An 18,919-nucleotide genomic window follows, 5' to 3' on the forward strand; every position below is an offset into this window, starting at 1 on the left:
ATGCACGAAGCCACGGCAGTTGCAGCAGCCCAGAACAACAAGCCGTTCCCATCGCCGGATGACCGTTCCGGCGACTCATAACATGGAGAAGAGACAATGCAGGATCAGTACATACTTGCGCTCGACCAGGGCACAACCAGCTCGCGCGCGATGCTTTTCGACCGTCAGGGCAACGTCGTCTCGACGGCTCAGAAGGAATTCCAGCAGATCTATCCGCGTCCGGGCTGGGTCGAACATGACCCGCAGGAAATCTGGTCAACCCAGGCAGGCGTCGCGGCCGAGGCTGTCACGCGTGCGGGGATGAACGGCACGTCGATCGCCGCCATCGGCATCACCAACCAGCGCGAGACGACGATTGTCTGGGACCGCGAAACCGGCCATCCGATCTACAACGCGATCGTCTGGCAAGACCGCCGCACCGCCGACTTCTGCGACGAACTGAAAGCGCAGGGGCTCGAAGAGAAAGTCCGTGCGAAGACTGGTCTGCCGATCGACTCGTATTTCTCGGCGACGAAAATCCGCTGGATTCTCGACAACGTCGAAGGTGCTCGCGAAAAAGCCAAGCAAGGGCGTCTCGCATTCGGCACCGTCGACAGTTGGCTGGTGTGGAATTTCACCAAGCACGGCCTGCACGTCACCGACGTCACTAACGCATCGCGCACGATGCTCTTCAACATCCACACGCTGCAATGGGACGACGAGCTGCTTCAGGCGCTCGATATTCCGCGCAGCATGCTGCCGGAAGTGCGTGCGTCATCGGAAGTGTACGGTCCGACCAAGACCACGGTGTTCGCCTCGAAGATCCCGCTCGCCGGCATTGCGGGCGACCAGCACGCCGCGCTGTTCGGCCAGATGTGCACGCGCTCGGGCATGGTGAAAAACACCTACGGCACAGGCTGCTTCCTCGTGATGAACACCGGCGACAAGCCGATCGAATCGAAGAACAACCTGGTCACGACGATTGCCTGGCAGATCGGCGATCAGGTCAACTACGCGCTCGAAGGCAGCATCTTTATCGCGGGCGCGGTGGTGCAGTGGCTGCGTGACGGGCTCGGCATCATCAGGAGTGCCGCAGATATCGAAACGCTCGCCCGCACGGTGCCGCATGGCGACGGTGTGTATCTCGTACCGGCCTTCGCGGGCCTCGGCGCTCCGCACTGGAACGCACGCGCACGCGGCACGCTGTTCGGCGTGACGCGCGGCACGACTTCGGCGCATATCGCGCGCGCTGCGCTCGATTCGATCGCCTATCAATCGCTCGACGTGCTGAAGGCAATGGAAGCCGATTCGGGCATCCGCATCGACGAACTGCGCGTCGACGGCGGCGCCTGCGCGAACAATCTGCTGATGCAGTTTCAGGCAGACATTCTCGGCGTCGACACCGTACGCCCGAAGGTCAGCGAGACCACGGCGCTGGGCGCAGCGTATCTGGCGGGTCTCGCGGTTGGCTACTGGAAGGACGTGAACGAGCTGCAGAGCCAGTGGGCACTGGATCGCCGTTTCACGCCGGATATGGAGCCGCGCGAGGTCAAGGACAATCTGGCCGGCTGGCAACGCGCGGTGCGCGCCGCCAAAGCGTGGGCCGATACGCCTTGATTCATTAGCGCTACGAGGCCATATCCGAGGCGGCCTCGGCAACTAACAAATATATTATGGAGAACATATCATGTCACCTTACATTGCCGAATTTATCGGCACAGCGATGCTCGTCCTGCTTGGCAACGGGGCGGTCGCGAACGTGTTGCTGGCACGCACCAAGGGCAAGGGCGCGGACCTGATCGTCATCGTTATGGGCTGGGCGATGGCGGTCTTCATCGCCGTCTTCATGACAGCATCGTTCAGCGGCGCCCACCTGAATCCGGTCGTGACGATCAGCCTCGCGCTGGCCGGCAAGTTCGCCTGGAGCAAGGTAGCCGGTTATATCGCCGCACAGATGCTGGGCGGGATGGCAGGTGCGGGACTCGTGTGGATGGCCTACCGGCAGCACTTCGAAAAGGAAGAGGATGCCGACATCAAGCTGGGTGTGTTCTGCACGGCGCCGGCTATCCGCAGCGCCCCGCATAACTTCCTGACCGAAATGATCTGCACGTTTGTGCTGATTCTTGGCGTGCTGTACCTGGCGTCGCCGCAAGTGGGCCTCGGTGCGCTGGATGCGTTGCCGGTCGGCCTGCTGGTTCTCGGTATCGGCATTTCGCTCGGCGGCCCGACCGGGTATGCGATGAGCCCGGCGCGCGATCTGTCGCCGCGCCTGATGCACGCATTGCTGCCGATCCCTAACAAGCGCGATAGCGACTGGCGCTATGCATGGGTGCCAGTGCTAGGCCCGCTCGCGGGCGGTGCGGCTGCCGCCTGGATCTACCTGCACGTGCATTGATCTCCGTACCGGACAGAAGCGGCCGGGGCGCGCAGACGGCGCCAAAGCACGTATCATGATGCTTTCGGTTTGCGCACGGCCCGAAACGTCCACGCGCCCCTCGCTCCCTGTTCCGGCATGCTCGATCATCTTATTTGCGATTGCGACGGCGTTCTCGTCGACAGCGAAGTTATCGCTGACCACGTCATCCTCGAAACGCTGTCCGCCACTTTCCCCGGCCTCGACTTCGCCAGCGTCATGCAAACGGCGTTCGGCCAGCAGACCTCGCGCTTTCTCCAAGGCATCGAGGCGTCGTTCGGCATCACCATGCCGAACGATTTTCTCGAGACGATCGACCATAACGTCGAGCTGGCGTTGAGCTCAAAGCTCACTGCCGTGGGCGGCGTGCGCGATGCGCTACAACGCGTGACGCTGCCGGCGGCGGTCGTATCGAATAGCCGCATGAAGCGGGTACAGGCTTCGGTGAAGCGCGCCGGGTTGCAGCAGGTGTTCGGCGAGCGTGTTTTCAGCGCCGAACAGGTGGCGAGACCCAAGCCCTACCCCGATGTGTATCTGTTCGCGGCGCAGCAGTTGGGCGTGGAGCCGGCGAGGTGCCTGGTGGTCGAAGACAGCGTCGCCGGGTTGAATGCAGCGCGCGCAGCGGGCATGAAAACGATCGCCTTCGTCGGCGCGAGTCATATTCCCGATGGCTACGCCGATGCGCTACGCAAGATGGGCATCACGCGCATCATGGAGCATATGGATGAACTGCCAGCGCTCGTTGAAGCAGGCGTGCGCGGCGAGTTTGGCGACGTGCAGTCGTAAGAACAATGCGGGTAGTGAAGCGGGCGGCTGATCAACTATCTGTGCCGGACCCGCGCTCAACACACGCACGCCCGGCACGTCCCGCTCATCCTTCAATTACGCCGAACTCACACCTCGTCCGCGCAGCACTCACGCGCCGCAGCCAGCGCTTCACGGAATTCCACCAGTTCGGCAATCGTCAGCAACGGCAGATTGTGTCGCGCCGCGAAGCGCTCCACCTCCGCGCCGCGCGTCATCGTGCCGTCGGCGTTCATCAATTCGCACAGCACGCCGGCAGGCTTGAGGCCGGCGAGAATGGCCAGATCCACCGTGCCTTCCGTATGACCGCGCCGCGCGAGCACGCCGCCGGGCGTCGCGCGCAGCGGAAACACATGGCCGGGGCGGACAATGTCGGCCGGCTTCGCCGTATCGGCAATCGCCGCACGAATCGTCGTGACGCGATCGGCGGCGGAGACGCCCGTCGTCACGCCTTCGCGCGCTTCGATCGATACCGTAAACGCAGTGCCGTGACGGCTCTCGTTGTTCACAGCCATGGGCGGCAGCTCAAGTGCACGGATCTTGTCGTCGGGCAGGCACAGGCAGACGATTCCGCTGCACTCGCGGATCAGCAACGCCATCGTTTCGTTGGTGAGACGCTCGGCGGAGACGATCAGGTCGGCTTCGTTCTCGCGGTCGTGGTCATCCTGCAGGACAACGGCACGGCCATCGCGCATGGCTTGCAACGCAGCGGCGATGCGCGGCGGAACCGGTTCGGTGGCAAGCAGGGGGAGATCGGCGAACGCATCTTCCGCGAACGTCGAAGGGGCAGGAAAAGTAGTCAAGGACATTTGAAACGCTCTCGCAAAAGTTGGGCGAAAAACGTTTCAGGGCATTGCAAACAGGCAGCACTCGCCCCGCCGGACGTTCGCACAGAACGCCCACACCCTGCCCAGACCATCGGGCAGCGCAACGGGAACTGACATGACTATCTGCACATCTTCTTCCATCCGGACTATGACCGTCGGCTCTGGCATCGCACCAGATCTGCTGACCCCACTGTACCTGTCGATTCTCCCGAAAGGTCACTAGCGGGCGCTCGCGGGCTCGCTGGAAGCGCGATTGCGCTGCCTGCATACCGCCGGTGGGGAATTTCACCCCGCCCTGAAGACGCACTGATTGCCGGAAAATCCGGCAGATGAAGCATACAACAGCCGCACGCGATCTGCAGCGCAGCGGCTATGAGCCAGAACGACGCCGCGAGGTGTCACTCAATCAAACCGGTGCCGCATGCCGCGCCGCATCGTGCGGCACGTCCCAGCGCGGCGGCGTTTCCGCATTCAACGTGACGCGAAATGCGCGCGCCTCGGTGTCGCCGGGGTTGCGCAGCGTGTGCGGCTGATCGGCGTCGAAGACGATCGCGTCGCCGGTAGCGAGCAACTGCCGCTGATCGTGAACGCTCACCTCCAGCGTGCCCTCGCTCACTACCAGATTGACCGTCGTCCCGGGCGCGCGACGCACACCCGGTTCGGTATGCAGCGGCGCGATACGCAATTCGTGGAATTCGGCGGTGGCCGGTTCCGCATCGGGATACAGCGGCCGCGCGGAATAGCGCCCGTTCGAGCTGACGAGGCGGGTCGCCTTGTCAGCCGGCAGATGCTCGAAGCCGTTGGTCGCATGGCGCCGCAAGAATGCGGCGACCGAGACTTTCAGTGCTGCCGCGACCTTGCACAGCACTTTAATCGACGGCACGCTGCGGGCCGACTCGATCTGCGCCAGCATGGCGCGCGATACCCCCGAAGCACGGGCCAGCGCGTCGAGCGACAGTTGCCGCTCGGCCCGCAAACGGGCCAGATTGACACCGACCAGATGTTCCAGCGCATCCAACGGCTCCGCGGCGCGCGGCCCATCGTGTGCATCGAGCGCGTCATCGCGAACCAGCGCAAGCGGTGAATTCATGAGTGCCTCCAGTAGCGCCGCCAGATGGCGGAGCAAAGGGTTAGTGGAGGCAAGATAGCATTGCGATTCGCTGCGCCCAACGAAGTTATCTTCACACTGAAAGAAGCTCTGTTCTCATAGACTATCCGACGTTCTCACGGATAGCTTATAAATCAAAGAGTTAGCGGTGCGATCTCTCCCTGTCCTTCCTACCTTCTCAGGCCGATTGTTGGCAAATGGTTGGCAAATCCGGGCTACGATGACCCTCGATCAGGAATCGCAATGAACGCACCTTCTGCCTCCTCTGCTGCCACCGAACCCACTTCCCTGCACTCTGGAACGCCCTTAAAAAGGGCAAGGCAAGGCTTTCCCATCACCGACCACTAGAAGAGAAACCGGCCCAGTCAAGATTGGGAACCGCGAAGGCCTTGTATTTGCACGTCGCGGTGTCAGGAAGCAAGGTCTCGCTTCTTGCCTATCGTATGGACGACGAACAACGGACTTACAAGATTGGACCTTAGCCGACAATAGACCTGGAGCTTGGATGAAGCTCGAGAAATCGCATTCGCGAAACGCAAGCTCGTCACTGCCGGGATTGCCCCCCCCCCGGATGTACGACGAACAGCAGAAGCCGGAAAATCAAGCGGCGCAAGACAGCACCATATGGTTGGTCTGTGAAGCGTGGCTTGAACACCGTAAGGCTTCCTAGGCACCCCGTCCTACGAACGTGCAGAGAGTTTCCTTAAAAGGTATATCGAAACTGGACTTGGCAGGATGCCCGTTGCCGAAGTTGACGCCGCGATGATTCACATCCTGCTGACCCGCATCGCCAAAGGCAAAACCGGCAAGGAACGTCGTGCTACTGGTGCGCCAACCACCGCTCTGGCGATTCGCCAGGTGCTGGGCGAAGTGTTCGCATACGCCATTGGCACAGGCAAGGCAACGGTCAACCCGGTAACGATGATGCGAGCGGGCCTTGCCGTACAGAAATCCAAGGTCAGGCATAACAAGGCGCTGGATGCGGGTCAGTTCAAGCGGCTGTTGCTCGCACTCGAAAATGCGTCGTTGGTACCGGTTACTCGTGCAGCGCTGCGGTTGATCTTTCTGACGGCGGCTCCGGTAGGTGAACTGACCGGCGCTGCGTGGACTGAGTTTGACCTTGATACAGCACTCCGGACAATACCCGCCACACGGATGAAAGGGCGAGAGCTTCACCTTGTGCCACTCAGTACCTAGGCGGTGGCGACGCTGCGATATCTGCATACACTCCGGAGCCGGGGAGTATGCATTCCCGAACTACCGCGACGACACCCGCCATATGGCGAAGACCTCGCTTACCAATGTGTTCGTGCGTCTGGGGTTCGACGGCGATGCGTGGTTTCGCTCACATGGTATACGGGGGACGTTCAGTACATGGGCGAACGAATCCGACTTTAACGCCGACCACATCGAGAAGTCGCTGGCTTCCGAAGAGACGGGTACTGATACAGGCATGGGCGAACCCTCTTGACGAACTGGTGGGCGCTCAAGCCAATGCTCAAGCACCAACGGAAACCGTGCAAACCTCTGCATGAGAGCGTGCGTTACGCTTTACGACGATTTGCGTCAGGCGTAACGTGATATCCAGTATCTCCCGCAAGCCTTGCACCTGTAGTCAGGTCTAGCCCTCGATGGCGAGTCTTGCCTAACCCACTTGGGAAAGGCTCGCCATGTCGTCCAACTTCATCGAATCCCCCGAACTGTCTTTTGTCCCGCCGCCAGCCGTTGCTGCGGCACCCTCTGCATCAACACCCACATCTACAGCATCGAAGCCCTAACCCGGACGTGGTAATCACACGTGGCCGGTTGTGCCACCTGCGGGCTTGATGGACATCCCCGATGCGTACTACGGAAATGCCGCGTACTGGCGCCCGCTGGCGGTACCTCCGAAAGCGGCTTCAGAAAAGTCTCCGGATTGATGGTAGTACGCGCCTACGCAAACTAGCCCAACGATCACCAGCAACGGAATTTGCCAACGGTCGAATTTCATGTAGCGCCCGGGTTTTTGGCGTCGATCTATCACGCGCACCGCGTAGGCACGAACAGCACCAGCACCCCTGCTATGATCGCCTGAACCGACAAAAGCATCCGGGGGCCACGATGAACAAAATGCTACTGCTGCTAACGCTGCTGTTGGCCGGGTGTGCCAGCACCGCCGCCATCGATACCAGCAAGGTTGACCCGGATTGTGCGCATTCATGCAGCGCGAACTACTCCGAGTGCCTGGGCAAATTCACGTTGTTCCCGCTCATGGCGCAGCATCAGTGCACGGATGCCATAAAGCTATGCGTTCAGGCATGCCCAGCCAGAGGAGCCGCCGCTCCCGTCCCCGATTCGAGCCAACGTTTGGTGGCTCTGGACGACCTGTATAAGCGCGGTCTGATTACGAAAGACGAGTACGACGCCAAGCGCGCCGAAATCCTGAAAGGCCTATAGCAACGGCGCGTAGTATTCGGCGGGTGCGGCAGCGTGCAAGTAGCCTTCTGCCAAACCAGTCGCTACACTCGGACCACTCTATGCGATGGACAGAAACCCATATGCGTACTAAATTCGCGGTTCTTTGCGTCGCCACGCTCGTCCTCGCTGGTTGCACCGATACCGGCCCGATAAAAATAGGTCCGGACACCTACACTATTTCTACTAGAGTTGCATTAGGTGGTCCGGCATCAGCGAAGGGCGAGGCCTTGCAAGAGGCGAACACCTTTTGCTCATCCAAAGGCCGGGAGATACTGCTCAACCATGTCCAGTCGAGTGAATGTGCGTTTCACGGAGGATGCGGCGAGGCCGAAATTATTTTCTATTGCCTGGCAGCCGACGATCCACAGCTAAAGCGCCCGCAGTTCAATGCCGACCCTACCCAAAAAATCGAAATCGACCAAAAATAGGCCGACATAGAGCGACGGAATGCACGCACGTAAAATAATCCGATGATCGATGCCATTTGCTGCCACGAATTTCCGTTCCCGACCAAACTGCTGGCAAATGCCTAGCTTAGGTCCGACTCGTACCAACAATTATCCCGACCACGATGCAGCTCCCCTTTAAGAAAGATCGTGCGCTATCGCCGTACCTGAGTGATCCGCACAGGCTGGCCGACGTTATTGCCGCCATTCAGGCGATGGCGACCTACGGCTACTACAAGCTGACCTTTGAAGGCTGGGCGGATCGTATATCCGCAGACGTGAGTCAGGCCGCAAAATGGCAAAAGGTATTTTTGGATCACCCGGAGTTCTTCAGATTGGACTCTGCTCGTGAAAGAGCGTCGCTGGTCTGGCGGCGTCAATTCCCGAAGCGATACGATACTCGCGCTGGCAGAGAAGTATCCAGAGAGGATTTTGACGCAATGGACGCCGCCCAAAGGGAGCGTGTCTCGCGCGTACCGCTGGAGGCATCCGACATCAAAATGCTAGTGGACACCGCCGTAAATCTGCACTCACGCGCTCTTGAGCATCAGAAGGACAAGCGGTGGTGGATTCCTCTCGCCAGCGCGGCAGGGGGACTTATCGGGTCAATAATCGGAGCAGTTGTCCGTCACCTTTTCTCCTAGGGATGCCGCATGAAGGACAGAAGCCCGCGCATCCGCACGGCACGCGGTGGGCGGTGGAGCCTGATGCAGGTGCAGCGCGTACTGGGCCGCCTGCCTGAGTAAGCCGTGCCGTCGAATTAACGTCCCCTCGAGGAACCATGGGCACGCTGTTCGTATATAGAATGACTAGCACAACATTCCCTGTCGACCATGACGACCACCCCCAACGATATGAGCCAGTTTGCCGCGAATATGCCCGAGCCGTGGACGGAGGATGACCCGCTTTTTGACAAGACATACTGGAACAGGCCAGAGTCGTCACCTGACGACCGGGGCGACGACACAATAGGTCCCATATACACCGCAGTTGGTTTCGCCCTTTCTCAGTGGGAAACAGCGGAGGTTATGCTGGCGGATTTGTTCCTCACGGTGTGTGAATGCGAAAACAGTAGCTCATACAATCCAGTCCGGCGCGCATTCGGATCGTTTGAAAGCAGTGGGGGACGACGCAAGGCACTCGAAGAAGCCGCTGCGGTGTACTTTGGACACTATTGGGGAGACCCCCTGACAAAGCCATTCAAAAAGCTTCTTTTGGCATTTGAAAGGGCTTCTTTCCGTCGCAATGAAATTGCCCACGGCAGGGCGCAAGATGTCACCGTTAACAGTACGCCACTAGGTGCCTTTCTTTTTCCCGCTTCTTATAACACTGGGAGAAACTCACTGTTCCCAGGCAGTTTTGACGAAAGCAACCTGTTCTCGGTATTGACCGGCGAGTACAGGTATACGTCTGCCACCATCGTTGGCTTCGGAAACAAGTTCTGGGAGCTAGCCAAGAAGCTTAACGAATACAGACATGCAGCCAGGAAGGTGAACGGCACTCCCGGTCACGTGCTGGCAGCTCAGTTGCGCGAACGAGAAAAATTGACTGCAAGCGGTCACGCTAACCCCTGAAGTCGTCCCGCTGTGAGTTCTACGCTATGCGCCCCCCCGTAGGCATGAACAGCACAGCGCCCCTGCTATGATCGTCCGAACCTACAAAAACATCCGGGGGCAGGCATGGAACATCGTTTTCCACCTACGTCTTGTGCGTTCGCAGTTTATTTCTCTGGCGGAATTCAGTATTGCTTTGACAGCGCCCCCAAGGGCTTGCCCACGATTGTCGAGGTTGAGCGTTCGCTGGCGCAGATCGTATGGCAGAAAACAGCGCTTTACGGTGTACCAGTCCTGGCACGTCGCAATGGCTTTGTTATCTTTGACTTCGAGAAGTCGCCGGAGTACGCCTATGCTCCGATGCCCGCAGCGGCAGGTGATAGACCGCAGCGGCCGGGCAAGTCCGACATGGAAGCGGCTACGGCACGCTTGCAGCAGAATTATCGACGCTTCCAGTACATGAGTGCCTTTCTTATGGCGCTTCACGCAGGGCTTGCGGAGACAATGAAAGCAGGCACACCCGTCCAGGCCCCTCTAAATCCTGTCAACTACCTGAAGGCCTGGGAGACTGGTGGCACGTGGAAAGTGACGACTCCCCAAGGACATGCAACTGAAGGTGCGAATTTTCTGGCACAGGACTTAAAACTCGGTGTTCTGGATCACGCGGTACGTGTGATGGAGCGCAGTGACGAGGTTTTCGGCGAGGACGGCCTCAAGATATTGGCGCTCTGTCTTACTGCGGGCCACCAGTACAGCCTTCATCAATTCGAGTCCGCTCACCTGATTGCCTGGTCTGTCATAGAAAAGCAGATCAATAAAATCTGGGCTGACCTGATGGGGGCGCTCGATGAGAAAAACGGCGGTCATACGAAGATCAACAGCAAGCGTCGTGAGACCCTGACCGGACGGGATTACACGGCGTCAATCGTTACGCAGATGCTTTCGTTGCACGGGAAGATCGATGACAACATGCTTTCGGAGCTAAACAAGGCCCGGCAGACGCGAAACGACTTCGCTCACAATCTTGGGGCAGTTACATGGCAGGATGCTGCGTGGGCAATAGGCGCTGCTAACCAGTTAATCACCAAGGTCGTCGGATTGGTGGTCAGTTGTCAAACCGCGATCACGTCATACGGCTGACCCGCTACGATTTTTGTGTTTACGCGCCTCTACAGCCACTGCACGACCTTGGGCGTCCACTTGGGAGCATTCCCGAAAAACAGTTCTGGAATGTACATGTATGTGTGGCGCGTCTTCTTGTCAGGGTCCATCGGCCCCGCGTATGTGGTTGCGAACAGAGGGCCTATGTTGGGTATTTCCTGAGCGCCGTGCCCATATATCGCCAGGTCTTTATCTAGATTCACCTTTTCCTCGGGGGTCAACTCAAACACCGCATTCAGTTTCTTCATGATGGTCCTCGGGCACGGACTTGCGTTGTCGTCCGCCGACTATGCGCTAATGCCCCAAGGTCGTCTATACAATTGCATGAGAACCTGTCACAGCGGTACGCGAGCCGGATTCCGGGTGTTGGCAAGCTGTTGGCAAATCTGCTTTTTACGCCCCCACAAAAAGTCGTAAGCCCCTTATCTACAGGCCTTCTGCCTCTGAGACGCTGATATCACACTGTTGTCAGTATTGCGGAGGACGGTTCCGGCAAAGCTTGTACGAAATTGTCATATGGCTTCGCGGTCGATCCCGCAGCGGACCATTCACTGGCGAACGGGGCTGACGTGGTGTAAGGCCGTCACAAATTCGACGACGACACCCGGCGCGAGCGCGACAAACAGTTGACATTCGCCGGCGAGCGGCACTTCGGCTTGCTGGTAGCGGGCCTCAGCCGCGTGCAGCCGGCCGAGCAGCGCCTGCCATTCGGCGGCGGTCTCGATCCGGAAGGCGATGTGATCGATTCGCGGCGCCGGGCGACCGGCTTGCTGAGCCGGAACGGTAGCGTCGACCAGATGGACCACCGGGCGACCCGCTGCGTAAAGCCAGTGGCCACGAATCCCGAACGGCGGGCGCGGGCCGTCCTCGAGACCCACCACATCCACGAAAAAGCGGCGCGCGGCGTCGAGATCGGCGGTGACAATCGTGGCGTGGTCGAGATGCATGACGGAAGCCGGCTGTAGGCCGGATAAAGGATTTAGACCTATGCATTCTCTTCGCCAGGCACCGCTTTGATAATTGGTCTAGCCTTTGAATAATTCTCAAATTAATGTTGAAAATCACGCTACGCCTCGGCCCGTCCAGGTACCTGTTGTTCAGCCGTCACCGCCGGAAACCCGCCCGCAGTGACGGGCTATAATGCTGGATTACGCTGTCGACGTGCTGCCAGGTCTCCCTAAGACTGCGTCCGGCCTCGCGCCACGCCCCGAGCCGCGCACGTTTTCGCCTCTCTTCACTTTTTAACGACGCCCCCAGATAAACCACTGCGACCGGCGAAATTCGATGACCAAGAAAGTTTATGTAAAGACCCACGGCTGCCAGATGAACGAGTACGACTCCGACAAAATGGTCGACGTACTCGGTGCGGCTGACGGCCTCGTCAAGACCGACACCCCGGAAGACGCGGACATCATTCTCTTCAACACCTGCTCGGTGCGCGAAAAAGCGCAGGAAAAGGTCTTCTCCGAACTCGGCCGCGCGCGCGAGCTGAAGGAAGCGAATCCGAACCTGATCATCGGCGTGGGCGGCTGCGTGGCGAGTCAGGAAGGCGCGTCGATCATTACCCGCGCTCCGTATGTGGATCTGGTGTTCGGTCCGCAGACCCTGCACCGCCTGCCGCAGATGATCGACAAGCGCCGCGAAAGCGGCCGTGCCCAGGTCGATATCTCGTTTCCGGAAATCGAAAAGTTCGACCATCTGCCGCCGGCCCGTGTCGACGGCCCGAGCGCCTTCGTCTCGATCATGGAAGGCTGCAGCAAGTACTGCAGCTACTGCGTCGTGCCGTACACGCGCGGTGAAGAAGTGTCGCGTCCGCTCGACGACGTGCTGACCGAAATCGCCGGTCTCGCCGATCAGGGCGTGCGTGAGGTTACGCTGCTCGGCCAGAACGTGAACGCCTATCGCGGCGCGCTGACCATCGGCTCATCGGAGATCGCAGACTTCGCGACGCTGATCGAATACGTCGCGGATATCCCCGGCATCGAGCGCATCCGTTACACCACGTCGCACCCGAAGGAATTCACGCAGCGCCTGATCGATACGTACGCCAAGGTGCCGAAGCTGGTGAGCCATCTGCATCTGCCGGTGCAGCACGGCTCGGACCGCATCCTGATGGCCATGAAGCGCGGCTACACCGTGCTCGAATACAAATCGGTGATCCGCAAGCTGCGTGCGATCCGCCCGGACCTGTCGCTCTCTACCGATATGATCGTCGGCTTCCCCGGCGAGACCGAGGAAGATTTCGACAAGATGATGGCGCTGATTCACGAGATGAAGTACGACACCAGCTTCTCGTTTATCTACAGCCCACGCCCCGGCACGCCGGCGGCGAACCTGCACGACGAGACGCCGCGCGAAGTGAAGCTCAAACGGCTGCAACATTTGCAGGCCACGATCGAGGAAAACGTCGCGCGCATCAGCGAGTCGATGGTGGGCAAGGTCGAGCGTATTCTGGTCGAACGCCCGGCGCGCAAAGACCCGAACGAACTCGCCGGCCGCACCGAAAACAACCGCGTGGTGAATTTCCCGGTGCCATTGGCATCGCACGCGCGGCTGATTGGCCAGATGGTGGACGTGAAAATCGTACAAGCGTACCCACATTCGCTACGTGGCGAGCTCGTATTGGTTCACGACGACGCGCCCACAACCACCCATTAAGCGTACTGACTACCGACAGGATCGATCCAACGCCTTGAAGACCTCTCAGCAGCATCTGGAATTCACCGCACCGCGCGAAGATAACGCGCGGCTCGCCAACCTCTGCGGACCGCTCGACGAAAATCTGCGGCAGATCGAGCAGGCGCTCGACGTCACGCTGCAACGCCGCGGTCACCGTATCTCGATCCGCGGCCGGGGCGCGAAGCTCGCGCTCACCGCCCTCGAAAATTTCTACAACAACGCGCGCGATCCGCTGTCCGTGGACGATATCCAGCTTGCGCTGGTCGAAGCACGTCATCCGCCGCGCAAAAGCAGCAACGGCGCCAACGGCGGCGAAGGTCCGGACGCGCGCTTTCGCCACGACCCGGATCATCCGTTCGACGAACCGGCCGATACCGGCGAAGAAGACCTCGAAGCGCTCGGCCCGAAGCTGTACACGCGGCGTGCCGATCTGCGCGGCCGTACCCCGGCGCAACGTGAATATCTGAAGCAGATCATCGCGCACGACGTGACCTTCGGCATCGGGCCGGCCGGCACGGGCAAGACGTATCTGGCGGTGGCCTGCGCGGTGGATGCGCTGGAACGTGACCAGGTCAAACGCATTGTGCTGACGCGTCCGGCAGTGGAAGCGGGCGAGCGCCTGGGCTTCCTGCCGGGCGATCTTGCGCAGAAGGTCGACCCGTATCTGCGTCCGCTGTACGACGCGCTGTACGATCTGCTCGGCTTCGACAAAACCGCCAAGATGTTCGAGCGGCAGATGATCGAAATCGCGCCGCTCGCCTACATGCGCGGCCGCACGCTGAATCACGCGTTTATCATCCTCGACGAGGCGCAGAACACCACGCCCGAACAGATGAAAATGTTCCTGACGCGGATCGGCTTCGGCTCGAAGGCTGTGGTCACGGGCGATACGACCCAGGTCGACTTGCCGCGCGGCCACAAGAGCGGTTTGATCGAGGCACAGCAGGTGTTGTCGGACGTGCGCGGAATTGCCATGACGCGCTTTACCAGTGCCGACGTGGTGCGGCATCCGCTGGTGGCGCGCATCGTGGAGGCTTACGACGCGCACTCGCAGAAAAACGCCAATCCTGCCGACGCACGTTGAACCGGCCATGCCGTCACGTATTGAACGCCGCCTTCACCCGTTAAGCACGCAATAAAGCCCAGACGCATGAGCCGCACCCCGAAACTGACGTTGAACGTGCAATTCCCCGCCGCCAAGGCCTGGCCGGAGCACAAGGCGATTCTGCCGCGTGCGACGGTCGCCGGCTGGGTGAAGGCAGCTCTCTTCGCCGACGCGGAACTGACCGTGCGCTTCGTCGATGCCGAAGAGGGCCGCACGCTGAACCGCACCTATCGCGGCAAGGACTACTCGACCAATGTGCTTACCTTCGCTTACGCCGATTCGGAAGACGATCCGGTGACAGGCGATCTGATCCTGTGCTGTCCGGTGGTCGAGAAGGAAGCCGCCGAACAGGGCAAGACGCTGGCCGAGCACTATGCGCACCTTTTGGTGCACGGCACACTGCACGCGCAGGGCTACGATCACGAGGTCGAGGAAGAAGCGCAGGAAATGGAAGCGATCGAGACCGAGATCCTCGCCGCGCTCGGCTTCCGCGATCCCTATCAATAGACCCGTAACCGCACCAGGCCCGTAGGCCATTCCCGTGAGCGCCCCCTACCCCGTACCCGACGACCGACCGCCCTGCCCCGGCTATCCGCCCGAGCTGGGCGAATCGCGTCTGCTGACGGACGAGGAATTGCGCGCCTCACTCGACTGCACGCTGCGCGACTGGGACCGGAAAAGCGATCTGTGGCTGTTCGGCTATGGCTCGCTGATCTGGAATCCGGGCATGCCGACGGTCGAAGCGACGCGCTCCAAGGTACACGGCTATCACCGCGGCCTGTACCTGTGGTCACGGGTGAACCGCGGTACGCCGGAACAACCGGGCCTCGTGCTGGCACTCGACCGAGGCGGCTCGTGCACCGGCATTGCCTTCCGGCTGGCCGCCGAGGGCGCGATGCCGCATCTGGAGGCGCTCTGGCGGCGGGAAATGGCGATGGGTTCGTACCGGCCCGCCTGGTTGCCGTGCAATCTCGCCGACGGCCGGCGCGTCGAGGCGCTCGCCTTCGTGATGCGCCGCGACGTGCCGTCCTACACCGGCAAACTGGCCGACGAGATCGTGCAGACCGTGTTCGGCTGCGCCTGCGGGCGCTACGGCACAACGCTCGACTACGTCAGTCGCACGGTCACCGCGCTGCGCGAGAGCGGCATGCCGGACCGCGCACTGGAAGCGCTGCTGGCCCGTTGCCGCGAAGCGCAGAGCGACGGCGGCTGAATTGCCGAACGGTCGCGAACGGCCGTTCGCCTGGACCGCGCGCACCTCACCGCGAACCCTGGAGTCGTAGCGCCGGAACGTCTGAACCTCCAATTGGCCTTACACTGAGCTTGCGTCACGGATTTTTGCTCCATTGCCCTTTGGCCAGCGTTATCCGTTAGCATTGAACCAGGCCCTGCGCATGCGGTGCGCCCCGTTGTCCCCTGGCGAGGCCGCCGGGACACGGTCCTGCCATGTGCGTGGTGTATCCTTAACGCTCTGCAACAGCGCGCCCAGTCTTGCCGGGCGCACCACCATGAACGACACGTATCCCAGTCGACACCGAACTAGCGACAAACCACAGGAAAAACGCTCCCTGCTTGAGCGTCTGACCGACTTCATCTCGCCCGAGCCCGAATCCCGCGGCGAACTTCTGGAAATCCTGCAGGACGCGCACGAGCGCAACCTGATCGACGCAGATTCGCTGTCGATGATCGAGGGCGTTTTCCAGGTCTCCGAACTCTGCGCGCGCGACATCATGATTCCGCGCGCCCAGATGGACGCGATCAACATTGCGGAAACACCGGCGGAATTCATCCCTTTCCTGCTGGAAAAAGCGCACTCGCGCTATCCGGTCTTCGAAGGCAACCGCGACAACATCATCGGCGTGCTGCTCGCCAAAGACCTGCTGCGCTACTACGCGGAAGAAGAGTTCGACGTGCGCGGCATGCTGCGCCCCGCCGTGTTCATTCCGGAGTCCAAGCGCCTGAACGTGCTGCTGCATGACTTCCGCGTGAACCATAATCACATTGCGATCGTCGTGGATGAATACGGCGGCGTCGCGGGCCTCATCACGATTGAAGACGTGCTGGAGCAGATCGTCGGCGACATCGAGGACGAATACGATTTCGACGAGGAAAGCGGCAACATCATCGCCTCGCCGGACGGCCGCTACCGCGTGCGTGCGCTGACAGAAATCGAGCAGTTCAACGAAGCGTTCAACACGCACTACTCCGACGACGAAGTCGACACGATCGGCGGGCTCGTCACGCATCACTTCGGGCGCGTGCCGCATCGCGGCGAGAAGGTGCGCATCGACGACCTGATCTTCGAGATCCTGCGCGGCGACGCGCGGCAGATTCACATGCTGCTGGTACGCCGCGATCCGCTCGCCGGCCAGCGCGAGCGCGATGCGCAGCACGTGCAGACCTGATCTCTTTCCTTCTCAAAACGACCGCGCAATAATGGCCGACCCGATTACTTCCCGTCTGCGCCGTGGCGTGACGTCCACGGCGGCGCAAGCGCCGGGCCGGACGTTGCCGCGGTGGCACTACCTCGTCGCACTGGTCGCCGGTGCCGCGAACACGCTCTCGTTCGCGCCGACGCCGCACGGCGGCTGGCTCGAAGTGGCGATCTTCGCGTTTTTCTTCGCGTGGCTCACGCGGACCACGGGATGGAAAAGCGCCGCGTTGACAGGCGGAGCGTTTGGCTTCGGCAACTTCGTCACGGGCGTGTGGTGGCTCTACGTCAGCATGCACGACTATGGCGGGATGTCGCCGCCGCTGGCCGCAGCGGCGCTGGTGCTGTTTTCGCTGTATCTCGCGGTGTATCCGGCTCTGGCTGCGGGGGTGTGGTCGTTTTGCGCTGGGCATGCGCAAAACGGCACGCTCGACGACAAACCGTTTTCTCCTACTTGGCATGGCGCGTTTGCATTCGCCAGTGCGTGGGCGGTCAGCGAGTGGTTGCGCGGCTATGTGTTCACGGGGTTTCCTTGGCTCGCCAGCGGCTATCCGCAGGTCGACGGGCCGCTTGCAGGATTTGCGCCAGTGGCGGGTGTGTACGGCGTGGGCTGGATGTTGGCGCTGGTTGCTGCGTTGATCGTGCAGGCGGTGGTGCGGGTGCGTGAGCCTGCAGAGCTGCGTAAGGGCGCGACGCGCGTGGCCCGGGTTGCGCCTGCCGCTGTTGTCGCAGTGGCATTGCTCGTGGCGGGCATGCTGCTGCCGTTGGCCACGTGGACGGTGCCGGCTAACGCGCCGCTCAAAGTGCGGCTGCTGCAAGGCAACGTGAAGCAGGAGATGAAATTCGAGCAGGCCGGCATGGTTGCCGCCATCAACGAATATCAGCAGATGATTACCGCAAAGCCGGCGGACCTGGTCGTGACGCCGGAGACGGCGATTCCGGTGCTGATCCAGGAATTGCCGGTGCCGTTTGCTACCGTGGTTCGCAACTTCGTCGATTCGACCGGCACGTCGATCCTGTTCGGGGCGATTGGCGGCACCATCACGCCGGAAGGACGACTTGTCGACTACACGAATAGTACGTTCGGCATCACGCCGGGCTCGCACGAGTTATACCGCTACGATAAACATCATCTGGTGCCGTTCGGCGAATTCGTGCCGTGGGGTTTCCGCTGGTTTGTGAACCTGATGAATATTCCGCTTGGTGATTTCTCGCGCGGGGCGCCGGTGCAGAAGCCGTTCATGGTGCATAACCAGCCGGTTTCGGTTGATATCTGCTACGAGGATATTTTTGGCGAGGAGATCGCGAGGTCGATTCGGGAGAGCGATACGCCGGCTGGAGTGTTGGTTAACTCTACTAACCTTGCCTGGTTTGGTGACACGATCGCGCTGGATCAGCATCTGCAAATTGCACGGATGCGCTCGCTGGAGACGGGGCGGCCGATGTTGCGGGCTACTAACACTGGTACTACGGCGGCGATCGATGCGCGTGGGAATGTGATTGCGCGGTTGGCGCCTTTTACCGTGGGGTCGATTGATGTCACGGTGCAAGGGACGTCAGGGAATACGCCTTATGTCACGAGCGGCAACAACACGGTGCTGGCGGTCTCCCTGTTCCTGCTGGCGTTTGGATTTGCCTTCGGACCCAGCGTGCGGCGACGAAACCGAGGCAGTTAAAACCCCATGGCGCTCTGATTGAAAGAGCGCCATTTTTTTGTCCGGGTACGGCTCCATCGCCGGTCGTATCTTCAGCTAAATTCTCACGATCTCAAAATTATTACAATGATTAGCAATGCTCTATTGATGGCTGTCTTGCCGAAGATCGTTGATACGTTAACTGTGAAGAGTGAGACGGCGGGAGCGAACCTGTCCGCATTTTTGTGTGCGAGGCGAGTTATAAAACGTTATCCACGCGCCATGGTGAAGCGTTCACCAAACAGGATAGCAAACTGGTTCA

At 60.4% G+C, this 18,919-nt stretch carries 19 protein-coding genes, 1 pseudogene and 1 riboswitch; of the genes and pseudogenes, 16 read left to right on the forward strand and 4 right to left on the reverse strand.

From position 1 onward, the window contains the following. The first annotated feature begins 96 nt into the window (after nt 1–96). The 3 genes from glpK (at nt 97) to P3T17_RS25965 (ending at nt 3,178) form a co-directional block, all read left to right on the forward strand. Complete coding sequence (gene glpK / locus P3T17_RS25955; RefSeq protein ID WP_429286793.1) at nt 97–1,596, forward strand: glycerol kinase GlpK; 1,500 nt, start codon at nt 97–99, stop codon at nt 1,594–1,596. A gap of 70 nt (nt 1,597–1,666) precedes the next feature. Next, nucleotides 1,667–2,374 (forward strand): MIP/aquaporin family protein, encoded by a 708-nt coding sequence (locus P3T17_RS25960; protein WP_074263408.1) that lies wholly within the window; start codon nt 1,667–1,669, stop codon nt 2,372–2,374. A 117-nt stretch (nt 2,375–2,491) separates the two neighbouring features. Beyond that, complete coding sequence (locus P3T17_RS25965) at nt 2,492–3,178, forward strand: HAD family hydrolase (protein ID WP_074263407.1); 687 nt, start codon at nt 2,492–2,494, stop codon at nt 3,176–3,178. A 107-nt stretch (nt 3,179–3,285) separates the two neighbouring features. On the opposite strand, the gene ribB is transcribed toward P3T17_RS25965, so the two are convergent. Further along, nucleotides 3,286–4,005, reverse strand: coding sequence for a 3,4-dihydroxy-2-butanone-4-phosphate synthase (ribB, locus tag P3T17_RS25970; RefSeq protein ID WP_429409353.1), 720 nt, complete (start codon nt 4,003–4,005; stop codon nt 3,286–3,288). Nucleotides 4,006–4,148: 143 nt separating this feature from the next. Next, a riboswitch (FMN riboswitch) is annotated at nt 4,149–4,330 on the reverse strand. Nucleotides 4,331–4,429: 99 nt separating this feature from the next. Next, on the reverse strand, nt 4,430–5,113 hold the full coding sequence (locus tag P3T17_RS25975) for a helix-turn-helix domain-containing protein (RefSeq protein ID WP_074263405.1): 684 nt from the start codon (nt 5,111–5,113) through the stop codon (nt 4,430–4,432). A 714-nt stretch (nt 5,114–5,827) separates the two neighbouring features. Between P3T17_RS25975 and P3T17_RS25980 the strand changes: the two are divergent. The 6 genes and pseudogenes from P3T17_RS25980 to P3T17_RS26005 all read left to right on the forward strand — a co-directional run. Beyond that, nucleotides 5,828–6,328, forward strand: a pseudogene (locus tag P3T17_RS25980) (tyrosine-type recombinase/integrase); the annotation flags it as partial. A gap of 912 nt (nt 6,329–7,240) precedes the next feature. Next, on the forward strand, nt 7,241–7,567 hold the full coding sequence (locus P3T17_RS25985; RefSeq protein ID WP_429409354.1) for an SHOCT domain-containing protein: 327 nt from the start codon (nt 7,241–7,243) through the stop codon (nt 7,565–7,567). Between the two features lie 101 nt (nt 7,568–7,668). Further along, nucleotides 7,669–8,016, forward strand: a complete 348-nt coding sequence (locus P3T17_RS25990; RefSeq protein ID WP_429409355.1) for a hypothetical protein — start codon at nt 7,669–7,671, stop codon at nt 8,014–8,016. 143 nt (nt 8,017–8,159) lie between these two features. Then, on the forward strand, nt 8,160–8,678 hold the full coding sequence (locus P3T17_RS25995; protein WP_429409356.1) for a hypothetical protein: 519 nt from the start codon (nt 8,160–8,162) through the stop codon (nt 8,676–8,678). 189 nt (nt 8,679–8,867) lie between these two features. Beyond that, the gene (locus P3T17_RS26000; protein ID WP_429409357.1) at nt 8,868–9,608 is read left to right on the forward strand and encodes a hypothetical protein; all 741 of its coding nucleotides are present in this window, start codon (nt 8,868–8,870) and stop codon (nt 9,606–9,608) included. Nucleotides 9,609–9,713: 105 nt separating this feature from the next. After that, entirely contained in the window at nt 9,714–10,727 is a 1,014-nt protein-coding gene (locus tag P3T17_RS26005; RefSeq protein WP_429409358.1) for a hypothetical protein, read from the forward strand. Between the two features lie 29 nt (nt 10,728–10,756). Here the strand turns inward: P3T17_RS26005 and P3T17_RS26010 are convergent, their stop codons facing one another. Both P3T17_RS26010 and P3T17_RS26015 read right to left on the reverse strand, forming a co-directional pair. Continuing rightward, the gene (locus tag P3T17_RS26010) at nt 10,757–10,996 is read right to left on the reverse strand and encodes a hypothetical protein (RefSeq protein ID WP_429409359.1); all 240 of its coding nucleotides are present in this window, start codon (nt 10,994–10,996) and stop codon (nt 10,757–10,759) included. A gap of 300 nt (nt 10,997–11,296) precedes the next feature. Then, the gene (locus tag P3T17_RS26015; RefSeq protein ID WP_429409360.1) at nt 11,297–11,695 is read right to left on the reverse strand and encodes a VOC family protein; all 399 of its coding nucleotides are present in this window, start codon (nt 11,693–11,695) and stop codon (nt 11,297–11,299) included. Nucleotides 11,696–12,032: 337 nt separating this feature from the next. Between P3T17_RS26015 and miaB the strand changes: the two genes are divergently transcribed. The 7 genes from miaB to P3T17_RS26050 form a co-directional block, all read left to right on the forward strand. Beyond that, on the forward strand, nt 12,033–13,406 hold the full coding sequence (gene miaB, locus P3T17_RS26020) for a tRNA (N6-isopentenyl adenosine(37)-C2)-methylthiotransferase MiaB (protein ID WP_429409361.1): 1,374 nt from the start codon (nt 12,033–12,035) through the stop codon (nt 13,404–13,406). A 34-nt stretch (nt 13,407–13,440) separates the two neighbouring features. Further along, nucleotides 13,441–14,511 (forward strand): PhoH family protein, encoded by a 1,071-nt coding sequence (locus P3T17_RS26025; protein WP_074263402.1) that lies wholly within the window; start codon nt 13,441–13,443, stop codon nt 14,509–14,511. Nucleotides 14,512–14,577: 66 nt separating this feature from the next. Beyond that, the gene (gene ybeY / locus P3T17_RS26030; protein WP_429409362.1) at nt 14,578–15,039 is read left to right on the forward strand and encodes an rRNA maturation RNase YbeY; all 462 of its coding nucleotides are present in this window, start codon (nt 14,578–14,580) and stop codon (nt 15,037–15,039) included. A gap of 34 nt (nt 15,040–15,073) precedes the next feature. Further along, nucleotides 15,074–15,745 carry a gamma-glutamylcyclotransferase gene (locus tag P3T17_RS26035; protein ID WP_429286787.1) on the forward strand — a complete coding sequence of 224 codons (672 nt, stop codon included), beginning with the start codon at nt 15,074–15,076 and terminating at the stop codon, nt 15,743–15,745. A gap of 295 nt (nt 15,746–16,040) precedes the next feature. After that, nucleotides 16,041–16,937: an HlyC/CorC family transporter gene (locus P3T17_RS26040; protein ID WP_074263399.1), complete on the forward strand. Its 897-nt coding sequence runs from the start codon at nt 16,041–16,043 to the stop codon at nt 16,935–16,937. A gap of 31 nt (nt 16,938–16,968) precedes the next feature. Continuing rightward, the gene (lnt, locus tag P3T17_RS26045; protein ID WP_429409363.1) at nt 16,969–18,639 is read left to right on the forward strand and encodes an apolipoprotein N-acyltransferase; all 1,671 of its coding nucleotides are present in this window, start codon (nt 16,969–16,971) and stop codon (nt 18,637–18,639) included. An 18-nt stretch (nt 18,640–18,657) separates the two neighbouring features. Further along, on the forward strand, nt 18,658–18,919 hold a 262-nt coding region (locus tag P3T17_RS26050; protein WP_429409364.1), incomplete at its 3' end, for a hypothetical protein.

It is taken from the genome of Paraburkholderia sp. GAS82 (assembly GCF_050436285.1).
GTDB lineage: Bacteria > Pseudomonadota > Gammaproteobacteria > Burkholderiales > Burkholderiaceae > Paraburkholderia > Paraburkholderia phenazinium_B.

What these genes read in the sequence shown, in the direction of transcription:
- glpK (WP_429286793.1), top strand. Translation starts at nt 97, where the DNA reads ATGCAGGATCAGTACATACTTGCGCTCGACCAGGGCACAACCAGCTCG.
- P3T17_RS26000 (WP_429409357.1), top strand. Translation starts at nt 8,868, where the DNA reads ATGACGACCACCCCCAACGATATGAGCCAGTTTGCCGCGAATATGCCC.
- P3T17_RS25995 (WP_429409356.1), top strand. Translation starts at nt 8,160, where the DNA reads ATGCAGCTCCCCTTTAAGAAAGATCGTGCGCTATCGCCGTACCTGAGT.
- P3T17_RS26040 (WP_074263399.1), top strand. Translation starts at nt 16,041, where the DNA reads ATGAACGACACGTATCCCAGTCGACACCGAACTAGCGACAAACCACAG.
- ribB (WP_429409353.1), bottom strand. Translation starts at nt 4,005, where the DNA reads ATGTCCTTGACTACTTTTCCTGCCCCTTCGACGTTCGCGGAAGATGCG.
- lnt (WP_429409363.1), top strand. Translation starts at nt 16,969, where the DNA reads ATGGCCGACCCGATTACTTCCCGTCTGCGCCGTGGCGTGACGTCCACG.
- ybeY (WP_429409362.1), top strand. Translation starts at nt 14,578, where the DNA reads ATGAGCCGCACCCCGAAACTGACGTTGAACGTGCAATTCCCCGCCGCC.
- P3T17_RS26010 (WP_429409359.1), bottom strand. Translation starts at nt 10,996, where the DNA reads ATGAAGAAACTGAATGCGGTGTTTGAGTTGACCCCCGAGGAAAAGGTG.
- miaB (WP_429409361.1), top strand. Translation starts at nt 12,033, where the DNA reads ATGACCAAGAAAGTTTATGTAAAGACCCACGGCTGCCAGATGAACGAG.
- P3T17_RS25965 (WP_074263407.1), top strand. Translation starts at nt 2,492, where the DNA reads ATGCTCGATCATCTTATTTGCGATTGCGACGGCGTTCTCGTCGACAGC.
- P3T17_RS25990 (WP_429409355.1), top strand. Translation starts at nt 7,669, where the DNA reads ATGCGTACTAAATTCGCGGTTCTTTGCGTCGCCACGCTCGTCCTCGCT.
- P3T17_RS25975 (WP_074263405.1), bottom strand. Translation starts at nt 5,113, where the DNA reads ATGAATTCACCGCTTGCGCTGGTTCGCGATGACGCGCTCGATGCACAC.
- P3T17_RS26005 (WP_429409358.1), top strand. Translation starts at nt 9,714, where the DNA reads ATGGAACATCGTTTTCCACCTACGTCTTGTGCGTTCGCAGTTTATTTC.
- P3T17_RS25960 (WP_074263408.1), top strand. Translation starts at nt 1,667, where the DNA reads ATGTCACCTTACATTGCCGAATTTATCGGCACAGCGATGCTCGTCCTG.
- P3T17_RS25985 (WP_429409354.1), top strand. Translation starts at nt 7,241, where the DNA reads ATGCTACTGCTGCTAACGCTGCTGTTGGCCGGGTGTGCCAGCACCGCC.
- P3T17_RS26015 (WP_429409360.1), bottom strand. Translation starts at nt 11,695, where the DNA reads ATGCATCTCGACCACGCCACGATTGTCACCGCCGATCTCGACGCCGCG.